The sequence below is a fragment of the Caulobacter sp. GW821-FHT09B11 genome (assembly GCF_059418205.1).
Window position 1 is genome coordinate 229,201 of sequence record NZ_JBWKPK010000002.1, and the last position, 21,201, is coordinate 250,401.

Consider the following 21,201-nt stretch of genomic DNA (forward strand, 5'->3'; position numbering starts at 1 on the left):
CTGTCAGCCGCAAGGGCGGATGAGGCGGCGTGCCCGGCACGCCGCTTGCGCCTCACGTGGAAGCGGACCTAGGGGTTCCCGCCACAAGGGCGAGAATGACGGGAGGATGGGGGGAGGGCTGAAGAAGCCCCCTCACTTCTCGCTGTCGAGATGCGCCATCATCGCAGGCGCGTAGCGCTCGCCGGCGGCCGCGCCCTTGGGCACGGCCGCCTCGATGGCGGCGAGATCCTCGGCGCTCAGGACGACGTCGAGCGCGCCCAGGGCCTCGGACAGGCGGTCGCGGCGGCGGGCGCCGACCAGGGGGACGATGTCGTCGCCGCGCGAGGCGACCCAGGCGATGGCGATCTGGGCGACGCTGACGCCCTTGGCCTCGGCGACGGCCCGCAGGGTCTCGACCAGGGCCAGGTTGCGCTCGAGGTTCTCACCCTGGAAGCGCGGAGAGAAGGCGCGGAAGTCGCGGGCGGCGGGCTGGGCGGTCTTGTCCCAGTGGCCGCTGATCAGCCCCCGCGACAGCACGCCATAGGCGGTGATCGAGATGCCCAGTTCGCGGGTGGTCGGCAGGATGGCGTCCTCGATGCCCCGCGACAGCAGCGAATACTCGATCTGCAGATCGCTGATCGGGGCGACGGCGGCGGCGCGGCGGATGGTGTCGGCCCCCACTTCCGACAGGCCGATATGGCGGATGTAGCCGGCGTCGCGCAGCTCGACGAGGGCGCCGATGGTGTCCTCGATCGGCACGTCGGGATCCAGGCGCGAGGGCCGGTAGACGTCGATATGGTCGACCTGCAGCCGGCGCAGCGAATAGGTCAGGAAGTTCTTCACCGCCTTGGGCCGGCTGTCATAGCCGAGGAAGGCGCCGTCGGGGCCGCGCAGGGCGCCGAACTTGACGCTGATCAGGGCCTTGTCGCGGTCCTGGCCCTTCAGGGCTTCGGCGATCAGCATCTCGTTGTGGCCCATGCCGTAGAAGTCGCCGGTGTCGAGCAGGGTGATCCCGGCCTCGAGGGCGGCGTGGATCGTGGCGATGCTCTCGGCCCGGTCGGCGGGGCCGTAGAGGTCGGACATGCCCATGCAGCCAAGTCCGAGGGCCGAGACGGCGGGACCGGTGGTTCCGAGCTTGAGGGTGCGCATGGCGGTTTCCTGGGAATGTCGGCGGGGGAGCGCCGCGGTGTTTGACGAGGCGACTATGCCGTCGCGCGACCTGTGCGATAATCCGCTCACTCACGCACGAGCCGTTCGGAAATTCGCACAATGGCCAGCCCCGACCTCGCCGATCTGGACGCCTTCGCCGCCGTGGCGAGGGCCCGAAGCTTTCGCGGCGCGGCCATCGGCCGAGGGGTGTCGGCCTCGTCGCTGAGCGAGGCGGTGCGACGGCTGGAGGCGGCGCTGGGTGTGCGCCTGCTCAACCGCACCACCCGCAGCGTCACCGCCACCGAGGCCGGCGAAAGGCTGCTGGAGCGGCTGGGTCCGGCCCTGGCCGAGGTGGCCGGCGCGCTGGACGCGGTCAACCAGTTCCGCGACAGCCCGACCGGCGTCCTGAAGCTGAACGTGCCGGGCGCGGCGGCCAAGCTGTCGCTGGGCGAGCTGATCGGCCCGTTCCTGCGCGCCAACCCGGGCGTGACCCTGGAGATCATGGTCGAGGACAGCTTCGTCGACGTGCTGGCGGCGGGGGCCGACGCCGGCGTGCGCTACGGCGAGCGGCTGGAGAAGGACATGATCGCCGTGCCGCTGTCGGGCCCCGAGCGCTACCAGGCCGCGGCCTCACCGGACTTCCTGGCCCGCCACGGAACGCCGCGACACCCGCGCGATCTCCTGGCCATGCCCTGTATCCGCCACCGCTTTCCCAGCGGGGCGATGATCGTTCCGGAGTTCGAGAAGGACGGCGAGATCATCCGCGTCTCGCCGGAGGGACCGCTGGTCACCTCGTCGTCGGAACTCGAGATCCGCGCCGCCGAGGAAGGGCTGGGCCTGGTGATGAGCTTCGAGGGCCTGCTGGCGCCGGCGGTGGCCGCCGGCCGGCTGGTGCCGGTGCTGGAGGACTGGAACCCGCCCTTCGACGGCCCCTTTCTCTATTATCCCAGCCGCCGCCACATGCCCGCGCCGCTGCGGGCCTTCGTCGACTTCCTGCGGGCCCGCAGAACGGCAAGCCCGGTGGGAAACTGAATCTTCTCCGGCGTTTGCCGCCTGTTCACTGTCGGCTGTCATGCTTGCGGGCGAGAGAACGAGGGGCAACCGCCGATGACCGTCCACAGCCGCTTCGCCGCCCGCCTGGGCGGGGCGCTCGCCCGCGCCGCCATGCGCCTGCGCGGCCTCGGCTCGAACACCCGCGGCGGCATCGCCGTCTGGGTGGCGCTGAGCGTGCTGCCCCTGTCGATCCTGGTGTTCGGCGTGGTCGACGTCAGCCGGATGAGCCTGGAGCGCCGCCGCCTGCAGGACGCCCTGGACGCCTCGACCCTGATCGCCGCCCGCACCACCGCCACCGACGAGACCACCCTGACGGCGACGGGCACGGCGGCCCTGAAGGCCGAGCTGGGCTCCACGCCCACCGGCATCAAGTTCTACGTCGACTCCAAGAAGCAGGTGGTCGGCGAAGCCTCGATCTCGATCTCGCCGATCATCCTGGGGCTGATCAACAACAACAAGCCCCTGGTGACCAACGCCAAGTCCTACGTGGTGCGTTCGGCCAAGAACCTGGAAGTGGCGCTGGTGCTCGACATCACCGGCTCGATGGACGGCACCGCCCGCATCGGCGCCCTGAAGACCGCCGCCGCCGACCTGATCGACACCGTCGTCCAGGACGTGCAGACGCCCTACTATTCCAAGGCCGCGATCGTGCCCTACTCGATCGGCGTCAATGTCAGCACCTACGCCGACAACGTGCGCGGGGCCATTCCGTCCAGCACCCTGAGCAGCGCGGCCTGGTACAACGTCACCAAGACCATCTCGGCCTACACCAAGGGCTCGCCGACGACGATCACCACCACGGCCGCCCACGGCCTGGCCGTGAGCGACTACGTCTACATCACCGGCACCGGCTCCAGCTACCTGAACGCCAAGATCCTGCAGGTGACGAGCGTGCCCTCGACCACCACCTTCAAGGTCACGCCCAGCAGCAGCATCACCAGCGCGGGAACGGGGGGCACGATCTACAAATGCCTGACCTCGACCTGCTCGGTCGTGGTCACCACCCCGGCGGCGCACAACTTCCAGACCGGCGACCAGGTGCTGATCACCGGCGTCAGCGGCATGACGGCGCTGAACAGCCAGAAGCCGACGATCACCTACAAGACCACCACGACCTTCGACACCAACATCGTCGGCACCTCGTACGCCACGGCCGGAACCGGCGGCGCGGCCTCGTGCTACAGCACCCCGCGCTCGGACATCAGCTGCGCCTACTTCAACTTCACCAGCGCCAGCAACACCGCCGAGAGCTTCCCGATCAGCACCTGCGCCACCGAGCGCACGGGGACCTACGCCTATACCGACGACGCGCCCAGCACGTCCTATGTCGGCCGCAACTACCCGGCCTCGACCTCGTACGGCGCCAGCTCGACCAACCCTTGCCCGACCAGCGTCATCACCCCGCTGAGCACCGACCGCACGGCGCTGAAGGCCCAGATCAACGCCCTGGCGGTGGGCGGTTCCACGGCGGGCCAGATCGGCTTGGCCTGGGGCTGGTACATGGTCTCGCCGAACTTCTCGTACCTGTGGCCCAACAACTCGCAGAAGCCGGCCGCCTACGGCGCCGAGGACCTGATGAAGGTGGTGGTACTGATGACCGACGGCGCGTTCAACACCAACTACTGCAAGGGCGTGATCGCCAAGGACGCGGGCTCGGGCTCGGGCGGCACGGCCGACCACATCAACTGCGCGGCCACCAACGGCGACGCCTTCGAGCAGGCCAAGACGCTCTGCACCAAGATGAAGGCCAAGAAGATCACCATCTACACGGTGGGCTTCGACGTCGGCAGCGACGCCACCGCCAAGGCGATGCTCAGCGCCTGCGCCACCAGCAGCGACTACGCCTACTTCCCGGCCAACGCCAGCGAGCTGAAGACCGCCTTCAAGGCCATCTCCCAGCAGATCTCGGCGCTACGGATCGCCCAGTAGCGGGGCCGAAAGCGCCCCAAAGGCGCGCCCGAAGCACGCATGAAAAAGGCCCCGTCCGCGAGGACGGGGCCTTCGTCGTTTCAGGAGACCTCGGCGGCCCGATCAGGCCAGCTTGATCTCGCGCAGGCGCTGCTGGAGGAACTCGTCGGCGGTGATCGACTCCGGATAGCGGTCCGGGTTCTCGGGGCTGACGCAGTTGGGCAGGGTCTTGATCTCGTAGTCCGACGCGAAGTGCAGGAAGAACGGCGTCGAGTAGCGCGGCACGCCGCGGCGCTCGGGCGGCGGGTTCTGCACGCGGTGGACGGTCGAGGGCAGGACGTGGTTGGTCAGGCGCTCGAGCATGTCGCCGATGTTGATGACGATGCAGCCCGGCGGCGGGTTGATCGGCAGCCAGTCGCCGTTGCGGTCCAGGAGTTCGAGACCCCCTTCTTCCGCGCCGAGCAGCAGGGTGATGGTGTTGATGTCGCCGTGGGCCCCGGCGCGCACGCCCGTGGCGTCCTGCGGGATCGGCGGATAGTGCAGCAGGCGCAGCACGCTGTTGCCGTTCTCGACGGTCGGCTTGAAGAAGTCGCGGTCGAGCTTCAGGTAGGTGGCGATGGCCTCCAGCACCTTGCCGCCCATGGAGTCGAGGGCGTTGTAGAGCCAGCTGACGTCATGCTTGAAGGCCGGGATCTCAGCCGGCCAGACGTTGTCGGCCATGGTGGCGCGGAAGCGGTGGCCGGGCGGCAGGTCGCGGCCCATGTGCCAGAATTCCTTCAGGTCGTGGTGCGTCGCGCCCTTAGCGGTCTCGACCCCGAACGGGATGTAGCCGCGCGCGCCGCCCTTGACCCCGGCGTACTGGGTCTTGGTCTCGACCGGCTGGGCGAAGAAGGCCTTGGCGTCGTCCACCGCCGCGTCGATGCGGTCCTGCGGCAGGTCGTATTCCGAGAGCACCGCGAAGCCATAGCGCTCGAACGAGGCGCCCAGCTCCTTGGAGAAGCGGTCGAAATCCTTGCTGTAGAGGGTGAACGAGATGGGCTCGATGGCGGATGCAGACACGGTTGGCCTTCGAAGATTAGTAAGACGGGCCTTACTACACCCAAGAGGCGGCGGAACGAAGGCCGTTCATCCCCCGCTCATGTCGTTTGTCGGAACTTGACCATAACGGGTGCGTTTCACCCGCTGATCCGACTTTTAACGGGATAGACGGCAGATGACCAACAAGACCGCCTTCCGCGCCGCCGCGCTCGGCGCCCTCCTGATCGGCGCGGGCGCCATGACGGCCTGCACCACCACCGACCCCTATACGGGCATGCCGGTGCGCAACAACACCGGCACGGGCGCCCTGGCCGGAGCCGGCATCGGCGCGGCCCTGGGCTATCTGACCAACACCAACAAGGGCGAGCAGGGCCGCAAGAACGCCCTGATCGGCGCGGGCATCGGCGCCCTGGCCGGCGGCGCGACCGGCGCCTACATGGACCGCCAGCAGGCCGACTTCCGCCGCAGCCTGGAGGGCTCCGGCGTCGCGATCCGCCGCAACGGCGACCAGATCGTGCTGGTCATGCCCAGCGACGTGACCTTCGCGGTCGACAAGTCCGACGTGCAGCCGCAGTTCACCCGCGTGCTCGACGACGTGGCCCGCACGCTGAACGCCTATCCCCAGACCACCATCGACGTGGTCGGCCACGCCGACTCCACCGGTCCGGACGACTACAACCAGGGTCTGTCGGAGCGCCGCGCCGGCTCGGTGGCCGCCTATCTGACCGGTCCCGGCCGCGTGCTGCCCGACCGCCTGTTCGTGGCCGGCCAGGGCGAGCGCCAGCCGATCGCCACCAACGACACCGCCGAGGGCCGCGCCCAGAACCGTCGGGTCGAGATCATCCTGCGCCCGCTCACTCAATAAGCGGCGCACGGTTTCGCCAGATCGAGGGCGGGGCGGCTTGACCAGCCGCCCCGCCCTTCGCTTTACAGGGGTCATGAAGACCCGCGCCGACCTCATCGCCTTCTTCGACGCCCACGGCGTCGACCATTCCACCCTCGACCACCCGCCGGTGTTCCGCGTCGAGGAAGGGCTGGAGATCAAGAAGGCCCTGCCCGGCGGCCACACCAAGAACCTGTTCCTCAAGGACGCCAAGGGCCAGCTGTGGCTGATCTCGGCGCTGGGCGAGACGGTGATCGACCTCAAGAAGCTGCACCACGTGATCGGCTCGGGCCGGCTGTCGTTCGGCCCCGAGGCGATGATGGTCGAGACCCTGGGCGTGACGCCCGGCTCGGTCACCGCCTTCGGCCTGATCAACGACGGCGAGCGGCGCATCCGCTTCGTGCTCGACAAGGCCCTGGGCCAGGCCGATCCGGTGAACTTCCACCCGCTGAAGAACGACGCCACCACCGCCGTAAGCCAGGCCGGCTTCCGCAGGTTCCTGGCCGCGCTGGGGATCGAGCCGATGATCGTCGACTTCGAGGCCATGGCCGTCGTCGACTGAGGCCCCTTGCGCGCGACAACCGTCGGTCGCAATTTCTTTCCGAAGAAACCGACGGGAGGCGACGTGCGATGACCTGGCTGCCGATCACTTCTGCTTTGTGCGTGGCGAGCGTCGCGGGGCTGGTGGCCCTCAGCGTGCCGGTGGCGACCTATCGGCTGAAGTCGCAGATCACGCTCGGCAAAGGCGACGACCCGGTGTTGACCGCCCGCATCCGCGCCCACGGCAACTTCATCGAATACGTCCCGATCGGCCTGATCGCCATCGGCCTGGCCGAGCTGGAGGGCGCGCCGACGCTCCTGGTGCTGGCCAGCGCCGTCGCTCTCGCCCTCGGCCGGCTGATCCACGCGATCGGCATGCTGACGGGGGCCAAGATCCCGCCGCGGGCCATCGGCATCACCCTGACCTGGCTGGGCCTGCTGGGCGCCGGAGCCGGGGTCCTCACAGCAATGATCCGCTCGTGACGCGGCGAAGATTGCGAAGCGGCCCGGCAAGGACCATCTTGCGGCGCTGAGCGAACGCGCGTGAGAGAAGACCCATGTCCCTGATCGGTGAAAAGCCCGCCCCCATCCAGGCCGGCGGCGGCAAGAGCGAGCACATCAAGGACGGGACCGACGCCAGCTTCATGGCCGACGTCATCGAGGCCTCGAAGACCCAGCCGGTCATCGTCGACTTCTGGGCCACATGGTGCGGTCCCTGCCGCCAGCTGACCCCGGCCCTGGAAAAGGTGGTCAACGCCGCCAAGGGCGCGGTGAAGCTGGTGAAGATCGACGTCGACAAAAACCCGGGCTTCGCCGGCCAGTTGCGCGTGCAGTCGATCCCCACCGTTTACGCCTTCGTCGACGGCCAGCCGGTGGACGGTTTCCAGGGCGCCCTGCCCGAAAGCCAGATCCAGCAGTTCGTCGAGCGCATCTCGGGCCCGCCGGCCGCCGGCGCGGTCGACGAGCTGCTGTCGATGGCCAAGGAGAGCCTCGACGTCGAGGATCTGGGCGGCGCGGCCCAGGCCTTCGCCCAGGTGCTGCAGATGGAGCCCGACAACATCAAGGCGCTGGGGGGTCTCGCCCGCGTCTACCTGGCCGGCGGCGACCTGGAGCGCGCGGCCGAGATCGCCGCCATGGCGCCGGAGACCGCCAAGGACCCGGACCTGGAAAGCGTGCGCGCCGCCCTGAAGCTGGCCGACGCCGCCCCCTCCGAGACGGCCGCCTTCGAACAGCGCCTAGCCGCCGACGCCGACGACCACGAGGCCCGCTTCGAACTGGCCAAGGCCCTGGCCGGCGCCGGGCGCCTGGACCTGGCCAGCGACCACCTGCTGACCATCATCCAGCGCGACCGCGCCTGGAACGACGAAGCGGCCCGCAAGCAGCTGCTGACGGTGTTCGAGGCGGCCGGGCCGACCTCGGAAATCGCCAAGCAGGGCCGCAAGCGTCTGTCGGCGATCCTGTTCAGCTAGGAAACCCTGGCGGGGCCGCGCGTTCACACTATCCAGTCAAGGAGGCCGCCATGCCGGGCGTATACCGGAAGACCCTCGACCTGCCGCTGGTGATACCCGTGTTCCCGCTGGACGGCGCCTTGCTGCTGCCGGGCGGCCAGCTGCCGCTCAACATCTTCGAGCCGCGCTATCTCAACATGCTGGACGACGCCATGTCGGGCGAGCGGATCATCGGCATGGTGCAGACCCGGGCCGGGGGCGACTCGTCGCGGCCCAGCCTGGCGCCGGTCGGCTGCGCGGGCCGGGTGACCAGCTTCGCCGAGACCAGCGACGGCCGCTACCTGATCACCCTGACCGGGGTGGCGCGATTCCGGGTCGGCGAGGAGCTGCCGGTGCGCACGCCCTACCGCCAGGTGCGGGCCGACTTCGCGCCCTACGACCTGGATCTGCACGAGGACCAGCAGGAGCCCGTCGGCGACGGCGCGCCGCTGCTGAACGCCCTGCGCCGCTATCTCGACCACCGCGGCCTGGCCATCGACTGGGGCGAGGCCCAGGCCGCGCCCTCCGACGCCCTGATCAACAGCCTGGCCATGGCCCTGCCGTTCGATCCGCTGGAGAAGCAGGCCCTGCTGGAGGCCCGCACCCTGGCCGACCGCCGCAGCACCCTGGTCACCCTGCTGGAAATCGACGCCGTCCAGGACGACGACGAACCGCCGTCGGTGCAGTAGGGGGCTGCAGGCCACCCAAGTGCGTCATCCCGGAAAGCGCGCAGCGCTTATCCGGGACCCAGGGGCGGACGCACTGCGCTTGGCCCCTGGGTCCCGGCTCTCCGCTTCGCTGCGGCCGGGATGACGTGAGTGGGACGCTCCTACGGCTTCACCGCATCCCACGACGCGACCTGGTAGCCGTTCTCCGACAGGCACTGGCCCATGGCCGCCTTGTGCCGCTCGTCCAGCGCGGCGCGCTGGCTCTTGGTGCCCTTGGCCTTGTCATAGGGGACCTTGAGCACCAGGCCGGTCGGGCCGGCCGGCAGGTCGCGAGCGGTGGCGCTGGCCGGATGCACCTTGAAACCGGTGGTCTTGCCGCCCCGCACCTCGTCGCGGCACGAGGCGAAGGTGCTGGCGAAGGCCTTTTCGTCGGCGGCGTTGGTGGCCAGGCGCGGGGAATAGCCGCCGCCGCCGCCCATCGAACCGCAGGCGGCCAAGGTCAGGGTGCTGGTGGCCACGGCGGCGGCCAGGAAGGTCCGTTCGGTGACGGTCATGTTTTCAGGTTCCAGGATCGTTGTTATCGCTTCTGCGACAACCGCGACCGGAAGCCGGAGGTTCCGGCCGGGGGTTTCCCATTTGGAAACCCCGCTCTAGAACAGCGCCATGACCGCCGCTCCTCCGCTCCCGCCCGTCGATGTCGATCCGCGCCTGCTGGAGGTGCTGGTCTGCCCGGTGACCCGCGCCCCGCTGTTCTACGACCGCGCCCGCGGCGAACTCGTCAGCCATACGGCCAAGCTGGCCTACCCGATCCGCGACGGCGTGCCGATCATGCTGCCGGAAGAGGCGCGCAGCCTGGCGGACGGGGAGTAGGAATGAAACCTCTCCCATAGGGAGAGGGAGGGGCCCATGCGCAGCATGGGAGGGTGAGGGGTTTCACCGCCCTCGCCTAACCCGCTAACGTTCCTAACACCTCACCCTCCCATCGCCTGCGGCGACGGGCCCCTCCCTCTCCTTATAGGAGAGGTGAACCCTTGAGCAGCTTCGGCAGGTCGCCCACCCCGCCGCCGGCCTCGTGCATGAAGAACCGGCGGGCCGGGGCGATGCGGTTGACCGCCGCCATGCCGATCCCGCGCGCCACGCGCAGCAGCGGGTTGTCGTTCGAGAACAGGCGCACGAAGCCGTCGAAGGCCAGGGCGTTGGTGACGTTGTCGAACCGCCGCCAGCGGGCGTAGCGCTCCAGCGTCGCCTCGGCGCCGATGTCCTCGCCGTTGCGGATCGCCTCGACCACCACCTCGGCCAGGGCGGCGGCGTCCTTGAGGCCCAGGTTCAGTCCCTGCCCGGCGATCGGGTGCACCCCGTGGGCGGCGTCGCCGATCAAGGCCAGGCGAGGTGCGGTGATCCGCTCGGCCAGCGACAGCGACAGCGGATAGACGAACACCGGCCCGGCCAGCTCGACCTGCCCCAGGAAGTCGCCGAACCGGCGCATCAGGTGGGCGTGGAAGGCTTCGGGCGAGGCGTTGCGCAGGGCTTCGCCGCGCGCGGTGCTCTCGGTCCAGACCAGGCTGGCGCGATTGTCTGTCAGCGGCAGGATGGCGAACGGGCCGCTGGGCAGGAAGTATTCGTGCGCCACGCCCTCGTGCGGGTGCTGCATCTTCACCGTGGCGACGACGCCGCTCTGGCCGTAGCCCCAGCCGATGTCGCCGATGCCGGCCGCCTTGCGCAGGGCCGAGCCGCGCCCTTCGGCGCTGACCGCCAGCGGCGCGCTGAGCACCCGGCCGTCGGTGAGCGTCACGCGGGCTTCGGAAGCGTCGACCTCCAGGCCCGCCGCGCCGGCCGGGGCGATCACCGTCAGGCCCTTGTCGAGCGCCGTCTTCGACAGGGCCGCGCGGATCTGGCGGTTCTCGATCAGGTAGCCCAGGGGTTCGCCTTCCGAGCGGTCGGCGATCTCGCCGCTGTCGAAGCGCAGGAAGAAGGGCGACGGCTTGCCCGAGGCCGCGCCGGGCGCCTTGCCGTCGGTGACCAGGATCTGCTCGATGCGCTGGGCGTGGGGCGCCAGGGCCTCGCCGGCGCCGATCGCCCGCCACTGGCGGAACGACGAATAGGCGATGGCCGAGGAACGGCCGTCGAAGGTCGGGGCCAGCTGGGCGTCGAAGGGCTGCGGATCGACCAGCAGCGGCTTGACCCCGGCCGAGGCGAGGGCGAGCGCCAGGGTGGTTCCGGCCATGCCGGCCCCGGCGATGATGACGTCGGCGTCGTGCTTGCGCATGGCGTGGGTATGCGCCCGGCGCGGGCGCGCTGTCCAGTTGGACGAAGCGTCCTGGGACCTATCCTATTTTCCCGTCATTCCCGCCCTTGTGGCGGGAAACCCTCTGTCAGCCGCAGGGGCAAGTAGGGGCGGATCGCCGGCGATCCGCTTGCGCCTCACGTGGAAGCGGACCCAGGGGTTCCCGCCACAAGGGCGGGAATGACGGGAATTGAAAAGGGTCTCGGGCCATCCCAGCGCCGCTTCGCAAAAATATTCCCCCAAGCGCGGCCATACGCCGCCCTGTTTGAAAAACCCTGCCCTTGCCTACCGGCGTTCCCAGGCGTAACGGGACGGCGCATTTCCCCTTGTCGGGGCTGAAAGATTGGAGACTGCGATGGGTTACCGGGTCGCCGTGGTCGGCGCCACGGGCAACGTGGGCCGCGAGATGTTCAACATCCTCGAGGAAGTGAAATTCCCCGTGGAGAAGATGCACGCCATCGCCTCGCGCAAATCCATCGGCACCGAGGTCTCGTTCGGCAACAAGATCCTCAAGTGCGAGGACCTGGAGCAGTTCGATTTCTCGACGGTCGACATCGTGCTGATGAGCGCCGGCGGGTCGATCTCGGCCGCCTGGGGCGAGAAGATCGGCGCGGCCGGTCCGATCGTCATCGACAACTCCAGCCACTTCCGGATGGATCCGGACGTGCCGCTGGTGGTGCCGGAAGTGAACCCGGACGCCGTCAACTCGATCCCCAAGAACATCATCGCCAACCCCAACTGCTCGACCGCCCAGTTGGTGGTGGCCCTGAAGCCGCTGCACGACGAGGTGCCGATCAAGCGCGTGGTGGTGTCGACCTACCAGTCGGTTTCCGGCGCGGGCAAGGAAGGCATGGACGAGCTGTGGGACCAGACCAAGGGCGTCTTCGTCCTGGGCGCGCCCGAGCCGAAGAAGTTCACCAAGCAGATCGCCTTCAACGTCATCCCCCACATCGACGTCTTCATGGACGACGGCTTCACCAAGGAAGAGTGGAAGATGACCGTCGAGACCCAGAAGATCCTGGATCCGGCGATCCAGCTGGTCGCCACCTGCGTGCGCGTGCCGGTGATGGTGGGCCACTCGGAGTCGATCAACATCGAGTTCACCGGCCCGCTGGACGAGGACGACGCCCGCGAAATCCTGCGCGACGCCGAAGGGATCGTGGTGGTCGATAAGCGCGAGAACGGCGGCTACATCACGCCGAAGGAAGCCCAGGGCGAGTTCCCGGTCTACGTGTCGCGCATCCGCAAGGACCCGACCGTCGAGCACGGCATCGCCCTGTGGTGCGTGGCCGACAACCTGCGAAAGGGCGCGGCCCTGAACGCCGTGCAGATCGCCCAGCTGCTGCACGACAAGGGCCTGATCAAGCAGAAGACGCCGGCCTAGAGAACGACCTCCCCGTCGTCCTTCCGCCAGCGGAGGGACGACGGGAAGCGCCTTCGGGCGAATTTCGCACCTCTCCGCAAAAAGCGGGCGGACGCCGGGACGACTCCCTGTCAGATCCCTCCGCGAAAGGTGCGGTCCATGTCTCCAAGTTCCACGAGCAGCGCTTCGAGCGACGCCCGTTCGGCCTATCTGGCCGGCGTCGGCTGCTATGTGATGTGGGGCTTCCTGCCCCTCTATTTCCACACCCTGGCGACCCTGGGCGTCACCTCGTTCGAGATGATCGCCCACCGCACGCTGTGGTCGGTGCTGTGGGCCGGCGGCCTGGTGCTTCTGGCCCGGCAGAGCGGCCAGGTGGCGGCGGTGATGCGCCAGCCCAAGACCCTGGGCCTGCTGGCCCTGTCGACCCTGGCCATCTTCGGCAACTGGACGATCTACGTGGTGGCGGTGAACGCCGGCCACGTCATCGAGGCCAGCCTCGGCTACTACATCAACCCGCTGATGAACATGGCGGCCGGCGCGCTGCTGTTCCGCGAGCGCATGACCACCGAGGGCAAGGTCGCCATCGGCTTCGCCGCCGTGGGCGTGGCGATCCAGACCGTGGCCCTGGGCCACCTGCCGCTGGTGTCTCTGGGTCTCGCCTTGACCTTCTGCGTCTACGGGATCCTGCGAAAGCAGGTGAAGGCCGACGCCCAGACCGGCCTCTTCATCGAGTGCGCCTACCTGGCCATTCCGGGCCTGCTCTATGTCTGGCATCTGCAGGCCAGCGGCGCGGGGCACTTCACGCAAGGGCTAGGCACGGCGATCCTGCTGCTGGTCGCCGGCCCGGCCACGGTGATCCCGCTGGCCCTCTTCGCCTGGTCGGCCCGCCGCCTGCCGCTGAGCGCGCTGGGCTTTCTGCAGTTCATCGCGCCCACCTTGCAGTTCCTGCTCGGCGTGTTCCTCGGCGAGGCCTTCACGCCGCTGCGGGCGCTGTCGTTCGTGTTCATCTGGCTGGGGGTGGCGGTGTTCGCCTATGGCGCCTGGAAAAGGCTCAGGGCCGCGCCCGCGGTGGCCTGAGACCTTCAAGCGTGACAAAACGTTGGTCAATTTGTCGCATGCCGCCGACGCTTAAGTCGGCGGCAACGGACGCGATTGCAGGTATGCCCGCAGTCTTTCGCAGGGGGAAACCATGACTACCGAAGCTGGCGCCACGCCCAACCTCGCCGCCGTGCTCGAGGCCCTTTCCGTCGAGATGTCGCTGGCCGCCGAGGCCTGCGGCCACCTGGACAGCGCCCTGGGCAAGATCCTCGAGAACACGCCGGCGGAATCGCGGCTGGCCGTGATGCAGGAACTGCACACGGTCGACCACCTGGCCCAGCACATCACCGCCATCACCGACTTCACCAGCAAGCTGGTGCAGGCCGCGCCCGACGGCGTGCCGCTGGAAGTGCAGGAAGCCCTGGCGACCATCACCCTGGGCGCCGTGGCCGAGCGGCTGCGGGGGCGGCTGGGGGTCTGAGGGCCAAGCCCTTCCCCACTCTTCCCGTCATTCCCGCCCTTGTGGCGGGAACCCCTGGTTCCGCTCGCACGTGAAGCGCCAGCGGACTGCTGAGCAGTCCGCCCCCTTCCGCCCTTGCGGCTGACAGAGGGGTTCCCGCCACAGGGGCGGGAATGACGGGAGTTATGGGGAGGGCGAGAGCCTTCCCTACAGGCTCGCGTACGCCGCCTTGATCAAACTCACCGCGCGCGGGTCGCCGATCAGCTCGTTGCCCTGGCGGTTCATCACGTACGAGCCCGAGACCCCCGTCTTCGGGTCGGCGAAGGCGCAGGAGCCGCCCCAGCCGGAATGGCCGAAGGCGTCGCTCGTCGGGCCGTAGAAGAAGTTGGGCGTGTTGCGCATGAAGCCCGCGCCCCAGCTGATCTCGTAGGGCAGCACCAGGTCCTGGCCGGCGATGCGCTCGGCCCTCGCCAGTTCCATCGTCTCCGGCGACAGCACCTTGACGCCGTCGAGGGTCCCGCCGCTGGCCAGGGCGCCCATCAGGCGGGCCAGGGAATGGGCGGTGGCGTGGCCGTTGGCCGAGGGGATCTCGGCCCGTCGCCATTCGCCCGTGCCGCGGCCGCCGGGCGCGGCCCACTTGGTCATGAAGGCGGCGCGGATGGCGTCGTTGATCTCGCCGAACTTGGGAAAGGCGGTCGGCCGCATCAGGTCGGCGCAGCGCTCGTGCTCGCTGTCGGGCAGGCCGATCCAGATGTCGAGGCCCAGCGGAACGGCCAGGTCCTCGCGCAGCGCCGTCCCCATGGTGCGGCCGTCGACCCGGCGGAAGATCTCGCCGGCCGTATAGCCGAAGGTCACCGGATGATAGCCGCTGGCCGTGCCGACCGGCCACAGCGGGGCCATGGCGGCCAGCTTGGCCGTCGTCGCCTCCCAGTCGAACCAGATGGCCGGATCGACCTCGTCGAGGAAGCCCGACAGCCCGTCCTGGTGCGACATCACCTGGCCGACGGTGATAGCTTCCTTGCCGTTCTGCGCGAACTCCGGCCAGACCGAAGCCACGCTCGTGTCGTAGGAGAGCTTGCCCTGGTCCACCAGGCGCGCGACCAGCAGGGCGGCGATCGCCTTGGTGGTCGAGAACAGCGGCGTCAGGGTGTCAGGGCCGAAGGCGACCTCACGTTTCCGATCGGCGAAACCGGCCATCAGGTCGACGACGATCTCGCCGTCGATGGCCAGGGAAAAGCGCGCGCCGAGCTCGCCGCCGCCCGGCGAGGCCGGATCGAAATTGGCCTCGAAGGCTTCGTAGACCTGGGCGAACGGGGCGGGGCAGACGCCGGTGATGTCGAGGCTCATGGCTTTTGCTCTAGCCCGGCGGCGCGGGGTTTGTCATCCGAAGGACAGTCCCCCGCGTAACGGAGCCCGCCGATGAAGCCCGAGATCCTGCAGCTCAAGGCCCTGTCGCCGCAGCTCGAAGCCGGGCTGGAGGCGGCTTACGTCGTCCACCGCCCCTACCGCGCCACCGATGCGGACGCCTTGATCACGGAGGTCGGCCCCAGGGTGCGCGGCGCCGTCACCGGCGGCGACCTGGGCGTGCCCGCCGACCTTTGGGACCGCCTGCCGGCCCTGGAGATCGTCGCTGTCCATGGCGTCGGCCTCGACAAGGTGGACCTGGCTCGCGCCGCCGCCCGGGGCGTGACCGTGACCACAACGCCCGGCGTGCTCACGCAGGACGTCGCCGAGCTGGCCATCGGGCTGTGGCTGTCGCTGTCGCGCCGCATGGTCACCGCCGACCGCTATGTGCGCGAAGGCCGCTGGCCCAGGGCCGAGCGCCTACCCCTGGCGCGGCGGGCCTCGGGACGCACGGTCGGGATCCTGGGCCTGGGCCAGATCGGCCGGGCCATCGCCCAGATGGCCGCCCCCTTCGCGGCGAGCATCGCCTATCACAGCCGCCGGCCGGTGGAGGGCGTTCCCTACGCCTATCACGCCAGTCCGCTGGCGCTGGCGAAGGCGGTCGACGTGCTGTTCCTGGTCACGCCCGGCGACGCCGGACCGCTGGTCGACGCGGCGGTGCTGAAAGCGCTGGGTCCCGACGGCCTGCTGATCAACGTCGCACGGGGCTCGGTGGTCGACGAGGCGGCTCTCGTCGCGGCGCTGCAAACGGGAACCATCGCCGGGGCGGGCCTCGACGTGTTCGAGGACGAACCGAACGTGCCCCAGGCGCTGCTGGCGATGGACAACGTCGTGCTGCAGCCGCACCGCGGCAGCGCCACGGTCGAGGCCCGCGAGGCGATGGCGGCGCTGGTGCTGGAGAACTTGGAGCGGCAGTTCGGGGTGTGAGGACGCCCTCTCAACTCCCGTCATTCCCGCCCTCATGACCCCTCTGTCAGCCGCAAGGGCGAATGGGGCGGACTGCCAAGCAGTCCGCTTGCGCCTCACGTGCGAACGGAACCAGGGGTTCCCGCCACAAGGGCGGGAATGACGGGAGGATGGGGGGAGCCTTCTAGGCCAGCCGCTCGATGCGCACGGTCGGCGAGGTCTGCTTGATGCGGGCGGCCATGGCCACGATCGGCAGTTCGGGGGCGTTCCAGATGTTGGCGGCGGTCACCGTCTCGGCGACGCCGCCGACGGCGCGGGCCAGGCCGTAGGACAGGGTCTGGCCTTCGAGGATCGAGGCGGCGAACAGGGCGGTCAGCAGGTCGCCCGTGCCGCTGGGCGAGCGCTCGGCCTTGGCGTGGGCGGCCAGCCAGGCCTCCTTGCGGTCGGCGTAGACGACGCCGATCTCGTTCCCGCGCTGCACCGACGAGACGATCACCGGCTTGTTCAGCAGGCGGGCGGCGCGCACGGCCCCGGCCGGGTCGCGCACCTCGGCGCCGGTCAGCCGCTGCAGCTCCCAGGCGTTGGGGGCGACGATGTCGGCGCGCGGGATCAGGTCGGCGGCGATGGCGTCGGCCACCTCGGCGGGCACGTAGAGGCCCTTGCCGGCGTCGCCCATGGTCGGATCGACGATGATGGTCGGCTTGCGGGCGGCCGCGCCGTCGCGCGGCGCGGCCCGCACGGCGTCGATGGCGCGGGCGGCGGCGCGCACCTGGGCGGCGCTGGCGAAATAGCCGGTGATGACGAGGTCGGTCAGGCCGAACAGGCCGTTGGCCTCCAGCCCGTCGAGCATGCCCTCGACCACCTCGATCGGCACGGGCGCCCCGCCGGGAACGCCCCAGCCGGGATGGCGGCCGTAGAGCACGGTGGGGACCACCAGGGTGTCGATGCGGAACTGGGTCAGGGCGGCGGCCTGGGCGGTGGCGCCCACCTGACTGCCGGCGACGTGACTGGAAATGAGGAGCGCGAGCGGCATGGGCAAAGCAGTTAGCCGAGCCTGCGGAACTTGAACAGGGCGTCACGAAGGCAAAACGGCGGCCATTCGCGCCATGGTCGATCCGCAACAAAAAAGCCCGCTCCGAAGAGCGGGCTTTCCCGTGAAGCCTGTCGGCTCAGTAGCGGTAGTGGTCCGGCTTGAACGGGCCGGCTTCCGGCACGCCGATGTAGTCAGCCTGTTCCTTGTTCAGCTTCGAGAGCTTGGCGCCCAGCTTCTCCAGGTGGAGGAAGGCGACCTTTTCGTCGAGGTGCTTGGGCAGGGTGTAGACGTCGTTCTTGTAGGCGGCCTTGTTGGTCCACAGCTCGATCTGGGCCAGCGTCTGGTTGGTGAACGAGGCCGACATCACGAACGAGGGGTGGCCCGTGGCGTTGCCCAGGTTCACCAGGCGGCCTTCCGACAGCAGGATGATCTTCTTGCCGTCCGGGAATTCCACGTGGTGGACCTGCGGCTTGATCTCGTCCCACTTGAAGTTCTTCAGGCCGGCGACCTGAATTTCCGAGTCGAAGTGGCCGATGTTGCAGACGATGGCGTTGTTCTTCATCCGGCGCATGTGGTCGACGGTGATGACGTCCTTGTTGCCGGTCGCCGTCACGTAGATGTCGGCGCGGTCGGCGACGTCGTCCAGGGTCTGGACCTCGTAGCCTTCCATCGCCGCCTGCAGGGCGCAGATCGGGTCGATCTCGGTGACGATCACGCGGGCGCCGCCTTGGCGCAGCGAGGCGGCCGAGCCCTTGCCCACGTCGCCGTAGCCGCAGACCACCGCGACCTTGCCCGACAGCATGACGTCGGTGCCGCGACGGATCGCGTCGACCAGCGATTCACGGCAGCCGTACAGGTTGTCGAACTTGCTCTTGGTGACGCTGTCGTTGACGTTGATGGCCGGGAACGGCAGGTCGCCCTTGGCGGCCATCTGGTACAGGCGGTGCACGCCCGTGGTGGTTTCTTCCGACACGCCGCCGATGGCGTCGCGGATGGCCGAGTAGAAGCCCGGCTTTTCGGCCAGGTAGCGCTTCATCACGGTGTAGAGCGCTTCTTCTTCCTCGTTGGTCGGGTTGTTGAGGATCGACGGATCCTTCTCGGCCTTCGGGCCGAGCACGCACAGCAGGGTCGCGTCGCCGCCGTCGTCGAGGATCAGGTTCGGGTAGCCGCCGTCGTGCCACTCGAAGATCTTGTGGGCGTATTCCCAGTACTCGACCAGGTTTTCGCCCTTGAAGGCGAAGACCGGGATGCCGGCGGCGGCGATGGCGGCCGCGGCGTGGTCCTGGGTCGAGAAGATGTTGCACGAGGCCCAGCGGACCTCGGCGCCCAGGGCCGTCAGGGTCTCGATCAGCACGCCGGTCTGGATGGTCATGTGCAGGCTGCCGGCGATGCGGGCGCCCTTCAGCACCTGGGCCGGGCCGTATTCCGCGCGCGTGGCCATCAGGCCCGGCATTTCGGTCTCGGCGATGGCGAGTTCCTTGCGGCCGTAATCGGCGAGCGAGATGTCCTTGACGATGTAGTCGGCCACGGTCGGCTCCTGGATCGGGGGATTGTCTTGCCCGCTCTATAGCGCGCGGCGGGGACAGTGGCAAATCGACATAAAGATTTCCTTATGTCCGTGAAGCGCGAAACAAAACCCGTCGCGGGCGAACTGGCGTGACCCTTGCGGGCGAAGGCGGCTCAAGTGTCAAAGTGGGATCTGGGGGACTATCAACATGCGCTCGCCGAGCCGGCCTTTCTTCAAGGCCTATGAAATCGTGGCCATCGTCGCCTTCGTGGCCGCCGCCGTCATCGTGGGCAGCCTGAAGCTGGTCTACTAAACACCCGGCCAACGACCCGTCTTGGAACGAAACGGCGCCGCCCACGCGTTGTAGGCGGATGCCGGAAGGTTCCGTTACGCCACCGCCGCCTCCGCCCGAGGCCACCGCCACGCCGCGACGCCGGTCGTGGCGCGCCTTGCCGCGCGCCGCGCGCTGGGGGATCGGCGCGGCCCTGCTGATCCTGGCGGCGATCATCGCCTTCGTCGTCTGGTTCGACTGGAACATGCTGCGCGGCCCGGTCGGCCGCTTCGCCTCGGCCCAGTTGCACCGGCAGGTGCGGATCGAGGGCGACCTGCGCGTCCACCCCTGGTCGTTCTCGCCCAAGGCCGAGGCCTACGGCCTGTTCGTCGGCCAGCCCGACTGGGCGCCCAAGACGGGTCCGCAGGCCGGACACATGGCCCGGGTCGACCGCGTGGCGGTGCAGATCAAGCTGCTGCCGCTGCTGAAAGGCGACGTCATCCTGCCGCTGGTGGCGGTCGACCGGCCCGACGTGCGCCTGCTGCGCGAGGCCTCGGGCCGCGCCAACTGGACCTTCGGCGACCCCAACAAGAAGAGCGCCAAGCCGCTGAAGCTGCCGGCGATCCAGCACTTCGTGATCAACGACGGCCAGCTGCGGGTCGAGGACCGCTCGCGCGACGTGCTGTTCATCGGCTCGGTCAGCTCGAACGAACACGCCAGCGGCGACGGCAAGGGCCGCTTCGTGCTGGAGGGCAAGGGCCAGTACAACCGCTCGCCGTTCCTGGCGCGGGTGACCGGCGGCCCGCTGCTGAACATCTCGCCGAGCCGCCCCTACCCGTTCGACGCCAAGGTCAGCGCCGGCTCGACCCAGGTGAGCGCCGAGGGCTCGATCACCAAGCCGTTCGACCTGGGCCGCTTCGAGAGCGACCTGACGGTGGCCGGCAGCGACCTGAACCGCCTCTACGGCCTGACGGGCCTGACCCTGCCCAACACCCCGCCCTACAGGATCAGCGGCCATCTGGTGCGCAAGGGCGGCCGGTTCGACTTCGAGAAGCTGAACGGCCGGATCGGCGACAGCGACGTCAGCGGCGACCTCTTCGTGCTGGTCGATCGCGAGCGGCCCTATCTGGAGGCCGACCTGAAGTCCCGGCGCCTGGACTTCGACGACCTGGGCAGCCTGGTCGGCGCCGCCCCGGCCACCGGCAGGGGCGAGACCGCCTCGGCCGGCCAGAAGGTCGAGGCCGGCCAGCGCGAGGCCACCGGCCGCCTGCTGCCCGACGCTACCCTGCAGACCGAGCGCGTGCGGGCCATGGACGCCAAGGTCACCTACCGCGCCCTGGCGGTGAACGCGCCCAACCTGCCCCTGCAGAAGGTCCGCCTGGACCTGACGCTGGACAAGGGCGTGCTGACCATGGACCCGATAGCCTTCACCTTCTCGCGCGGCGATCTCGCGGGCAAGGTGCGGCTGGACGCGCGGCCCAACGTGCCGGTCACCGACCTCGACTTGCGCCTGACCAACGCCAAGCTGGAAGACTTCATCCCGCTGAAGAGCGGCGGCAAGCCGGCGATCGAGGGCGGCATCGTCGCCCGGGCCAAGCTGCGCGGCGTCGGCAATTCGGTGCACCGCGCCGCGGCCTCGTCGAACGGCACGGTGACCCTGGTCGCCCCCAAGGGCCAGGTGCGCCAGGCTTTCGCCGAGCTGCTGGGCGTCAACGCCTCCAAGGGCCTGCTGATGCTGCTGTCGAAGGACAACAAGGAGACCAGCCTGCGCTGCGCCGTGGCCAGCTTCGACGTCAGGAACGGGGTGATGCGCGCCGACAAGATCATCGCCGACACCGGCGTGGTCCTGGCCAAGGGCGAGGGCACCATCAATCTGGAGACAGAGCGCCTGGATCTGCAGATCGAGGGCGACAGCAAGAAGCCGCGCCTGGTGCGGCTGTTCATCCCGATCGAGATCAAGGGCCCGCTGGGCGCGCCGCGCATCAGCCTGCAGACCAGCGGGGCCTTCACCCAGGGCGGCGTCGCCGCGGCGCTGGGCGCGCTGGTCAACCCGCTGGCCGCCATCCTGCCGTTCGTGACCCCCGGCCTGGAAAAGGACGCCGACTGCGCGGGCCTGGTGGCCGAGGCGCGCGGCGAGGGCGTGGCCGTGCGTACGGCCCAGACCACCCAGGCGGCCCCCAAGTCAGGATCGAAGAAGGGCAAGTAGGGCCGCGCCGGCGCGGCCCCCGGT

Annotated in this window: 20 protein-coding genes and 1 pseudogene; 13 read left to right on the plus strand and 8 right to left on the minus strand. The window is 69.2% G+C overall.

Annotation, left to right across the window (positions count from 1 at the left end; all coding sequences use genetic code 11):
* Positions 1–132: 132 nt before the first annotated feature.
* Complete coding sequence (locus tag AC07N1_RS02090; protein ID WP_494670262.1) at positions 133–1,128, minus strand: aldo/keto reductase; 996 nt, start codon at positions 1,126–1,128, stop codon at positions 133–135.
* A 120-nt stretch (positions 1,129–1,248) separates the two neighbouring features.
* On the opposite strand from AC07N1_RS02090, the gene AC07N1_RS02095 reads away from it, so the two are divergent.
* A complete protein-coding gene (locus AC07N1_RS02095; RefSeq protein WP_494670263.1) occupies positions 1,249–2,160 on the plus strand; it encodes a LysR family transcriptional regulator in 912 nt (303 codons plus the stop codon).
* 75 nt (positions 2,161–2,235) lie between these two features.
* A complete protein-coding gene (locus tag AC07N1_RS02100) occupies positions 2,236–4,110 on the plus strand; it encodes a ubiquitin-activating E1 FCCH domain-containing protein (RefSeq protein WP_494670264.1) in 1,875 nt (624 codons plus the stop codon).
* Between the two features lie 102 nt (positions 4,111–4,212).
* On the opposite strand, the gene AC07N1_RS02105 is transcribed toward AC07N1_RS02100, so the two are convergent.
* Positions 4,213–5,148 (minus strand): isopenicillin N synthase family dioxygenase, encoded by a 936-nt coding sequence (locus AC07N1_RS02105; RefSeq protein WP_494670265.1) that lies wholly within the window; start codon positions 5,146–5,148, stop codon positions 4,213–4,215.
* Between the two features lie 154 nt (positions 5,149–5,302).
* Between AC07N1_RS02105 and AC07N1_RS02110 the strand changes: the two genes are divergently transcribed.
* From AC07N1_RS02110 to AC07N1_RS02130, 5 genes are all read left to right on the plus strand, one after another.
* On the plus strand, positions 5,303–5,992 hold the full coding sequence (locus AC07N1_RS02110; protein WP_494670266.1) for a YiaD family glycine zipper/OmpA-like lipoprotein: 690 nt from the start codon (positions 5,303–5,305) through the stop codon (positions 5,990–5,992).
* Positions 5,993–6,065: 73 nt separating this feature from the next.
* Positions 6,066–6,572, plus strand: coding sequence for a prolyl-tRNA synthetase associated domain-containing protein (locus AC07N1_RS02115; protein WP_494670267.1), 507 nt, complete (start codon positions 6,066–6,068; stop codon positions 6,570–6,572).
* A 68-nt stretch (positions 6,573–6,640) separates the two neighbouring features.
* On the plus strand, positions 6,641–7,033 hold the full coding sequence (locus AC07N1_RS02120; RefSeq protein WP_494670268.1) for an MAPEG family protein: 393 nt from the start codon (positions 6,641–6,643) through the stop codon (positions 7,031–7,033).
* Positions 7,034–7,107: 74 nt separating this feature from the next.
* The gene (gene trxA / locus AC07N1_RS02125; protein ID WP_494670269.1) at positions 7,108–8,019 is read left to right on the plus strand and encodes a thioredoxin; all 912 of its coding nucleotides are present in this window, start codon (positions 7,108–7,110) and stop codon (positions 8,017–8,019) included.
* Between the two features lie 50 nt (positions 8,020–8,069).
* Positions 8,070–8,726, plus strand: coding sequence for an LON peptidase substrate-binding domain-containing protein (locus tag AC07N1_RS02130; protein ID WP_494670270.1), 657 nt, complete (start codon positions 8,070–8,072; stop codon positions 8,724–8,726).
* Positions 8,727–8,776: 50 nt separating this feature from the next.
* On the opposite strand, the pseudogene AC07N1_RS02135 reads toward AC07N1_RS02130, so the two are convergent.
* Both AC07N1_RS02135 and AC07N1_RS02140 read right to left on the minus strand, forming a co-directional pair.
* Positions 8,777–8,849: pseudogene (locus AC07N1_RS02135) on the minus strand (hypothetical protein); the annotation flags it as partial.
* A 17-nt stretch (positions 8,850–8,866) separates the two neighbouring features.
* Positions 8,867–9,259, minus strand: a complete 393-nt coding sequence (locus AC07N1_RS02140; protein ID WP_494670271.1) for a hypothetical protein — start codon at positions 9,257–9,259, stop codon at positions 8,867–8,869.
* A 109-nt stretch (positions 9,260–9,368) separates the two neighbouring features.
* Here AC07N1_RS02140 and AC07N1_RS02145 point away from each other — a divergent pair, with 109 nt between their 5' ends.
* Positions 9,369–9,575: a Trm112 family protein gene (locus AC07N1_RS02145; RefSeq protein ID WP_110119879.1), complete on the plus strand. Its 207-nt coding sequence runs from the start codon at positions 9,369–9,371 to the stop codon at positions 9,573–9,575.
* A gap of 142 nt (positions 9,576–9,717) precedes the next feature.
* Here AC07N1_RS02145 and AC07N1_RS02150 read toward each other — a convergent pair whose 3' ends face one another.
* On the minus strand, positions 9,718–10,971 hold the full coding sequence (locus tag AC07N1_RS02150; RefSeq protein WP_494670272.1) for a UbiH/UbiF/VisC/COQ6 family ubiquinone biosynthesis hydroxylase: 1,254 nt from the start codon (positions 10,969–10,971) through the stop codon (positions 9,718–9,720).
* Between the two features lie 373 nt (positions 10,972–11,344).
* On the opposite strand from AC07N1_RS02150, the gene AC07N1_RS02155 reads away from it, so the two are divergent.
* From AC07N1_RS02155 to AC07N1_RS02165, 3 genes are all read left to right on the plus strand, one after another.
* Positions 11,345–12,373: an aspartate-semialdehyde dehydrogenase gene (locus tag AC07N1_RS02155; protein ID WP_198578263.1), complete on the plus strand. Its 1,029-nt coding sequence runs from the start codon at positions 11,345–11,347 to the stop codon at positions 12,371–12,373.
* A 138-nt stretch (positions 12,374–12,511) separates the two neighbouring features.
* Complete coding sequence (gene rarD / locus AC07N1_RS02160; RefSeq protein ID WP_494670273.1) at positions 12,512–13,429, plus strand: EamA family transporter RarD; 918 nt, start codon at positions 12,512–12,514, stop codon at positions 13,427–13,429.
* Between the two features lie 112 nt (positions 13,430–13,541).
* Positions 13,542–13,871 (plus strand): DUF8776 family protein, encoded by a 330-nt coding sequence (locus AC07N1_RS02165; protein WP_494670274.1) that lies wholly within the window; start codon positions 13,542–13,544, stop codon positions 13,869–13,871.
* Between the two features lie 186 nt (positions 13,872–14,057).
* Here the strand turns inward: AC07N1_RS02165 and AC07N1_RS02170 are convergent, their stop codons facing one another.
* Positions 14,058–15,197, minus strand: coding sequence for a serine hydrolase domain-containing protein (locus AC07N1_RS02170; RefSeq protein WP_494670275.1), 1,140 nt, complete (start codon positions 15,195–15,197; stop codon positions 14,058–14,060).
* Positions 15,198–15,269: 72 nt separating this feature from the next.
* Here AC07N1_RS02170 and AC07N1_RS02175 point away from each other — a divergent pair, with 72 nt between their 5' ends.
* Complete coding sequence (locus AC07N1_RS02175) at positions 15,270–16,181, plus strand: 2-hydroxyacid dehydrogenase (protein ID WP_494670276.1); 912 nt, start codon at positions 15,270–15,272, stop codon at positions 16,179–16,181.
* Between the two features lie 163 nt (positions 16,182–16,344).
* Here the strand turns inward: AC07N1_RS02175 and AC07N1_RS02180 are convergent, their stop codons facing one another.
* Both AC07N1_RS02180 and ahcY read right to left on the minus strand, forming a co-directional pair.
* Positions 16,345–17,193, minus strand: coding sequence for a PfkB family carbohydrate kinase (locus AC07N1_RS02180; RefSeq protein WP_494670277.1), 849 nt, complete (start codon positions 17,191–17,193; stop codon positions 16,345–16,347).
* 136 nt (positions 17,194–17,329) lie between these two features.
* Positions 17,330–18,721: an adenosylhomocysteinase gene (gene ahcY / locus AC07N1_RS02185; protein ID WP_494670278.1), complete on the minus strand. Its 1,392-nt coding sequence runs from the start codon at positions 18,719–18,721 to the stop codon at positions 17,330–17,332.
* A 428-nt stretch (positions 18,722–19,149) separates the two neighbouring features.
* On the opposite strand from ahcY, the gene AC07N1_RS02190 reads away from it, so the two are divergent.
* Positions 19,150–21,177, plus strand: coding sequence for an AsmA family protein (locus AC07N1_RS02190; protein WP_494670279.1), 2,028 nt, complete (start codon positions 19,150–19,152; stop codon positions 21,175–21,177).
* The last annotated feature ends 24 nt before the right edge of the window (positions 21,178–21,201 follow it).

Coding starts and splice junctions, on each gene's coding strand:
- AC07N1_RS02090 (WP_494670262.1), bottom strand. CDS start 1,128: ATGCGCACCCTCAAGCTCGGAACCACCGGTCCCGCCGTCTCGGCCCTC.
- AC07N1_RS02095 (WP_494670263.1), top strand. CDS start 1,249: ATGGCCAGCCCCGACCTCGCCGATCTGGACGCCTTCGCCGCCGTGGCG.
- AC07N1_RS02100 (WP_494670264.1), top strand. CDS start 2,236: ATGACCGTCCACAGCCGCTTCGCCGCCCGCCTGGGCGGGGCGCTCGCC.
- AC07N1_RS02110 (WP_494670266.1), top strand. CDS start 5,303: ATGACCAACAAGACCGCCTTCCGCGCCGCCGCGCTCGGCGCCCTCCTG.
- AC07N1_RS02115 (WP_494670267.1), top strand. CDS start 6,066: ATGAAGACCCGCGCCGACCTCATCGCCTTCTTCGACGCCCACGGCGTC.
- AC07N1_RS02120 (WP_494670268.1), top strand. CDS start 6,641: ATGACCTGGCTGCCGATCACTTCTGCTTTGTGCGTGGCGAGCGTCGCG.
- trxA (WP_494670269.1), top strand. CDS start 7,108: ATGTCCCTGATCGGTGAAAAGCCCGCCCCCATCCAGGCCGGCGGCGGC.
- AC07N1_RS02130 (WP_494670270.1), top strand. CDS start 8,070: ATGCCGGGCGTATACCGGAAGACCCTCGACCTGCCGCTGGTGATACCC.
- AC07N1_RS02140 (WP_494670271.1), bottom strand. CDS start 9,259: ATGACCGTCACCGAACGGACCTTCCTGGCCGCCGCCGTGGCCACCAGC.
- AC07N1_RS02145 (WP_110119879.1), top strand. CDS start 9,369: ATGACCGCCGCTCCTCCGCTCCCGCCCGTCGATGTCGATCCGCGCCTG.
- AC07N1_RS02150 (WP_494670272.1), bottom strand. CDS start 10,971: ATGCGCAAGCACGACGCCGACGTCATCATCGCCGGGGCCGGCATGGCC.
- AC07N1_RS02155 (WP_198578263.1), top strand. CDS start 11,345: ATGGGTTACCGGGTCGCCGTGGTCGGCGCCACGGGCAACGTGGGCCGC.
- rarD (WP_494670273.1), top strand. CDS start 12,512: ATGTCTCCAAGTTCCACGAGCAGCGCTTCGAGCGACGCCCGTTCGGCC.
- AC07N1_RS02165 (WP_494670274.1), top strand. CDS start 13,542: ATGACTACCGAAGCTGGCGCCACGCCCAACCTCGCCGCCGTGCTCGAG.
- AC07N1_RS02170 (WP_494670275.1), bottom strand. CDS start 15,197: ATGAGCCTCGACATCACCGGCGTCTGCCCCGCCCCGTTCGCCCAGGTC.
- AC07N1_RS02175 (WP_494670276.1), top strand. CDS start 15,270: ATGAAGCCCGAGATCCTGCAGCTCAAGGCCCTGTCGCCGCAGCTCGAA.
- AC07N1_RS02180 (WP_494670277.1), bottom strand. CDS start 17,193: ATGCCGCTCGCGCTCCTCATTTCCAGTCACGTCGCCGGCAGTCAGGTG.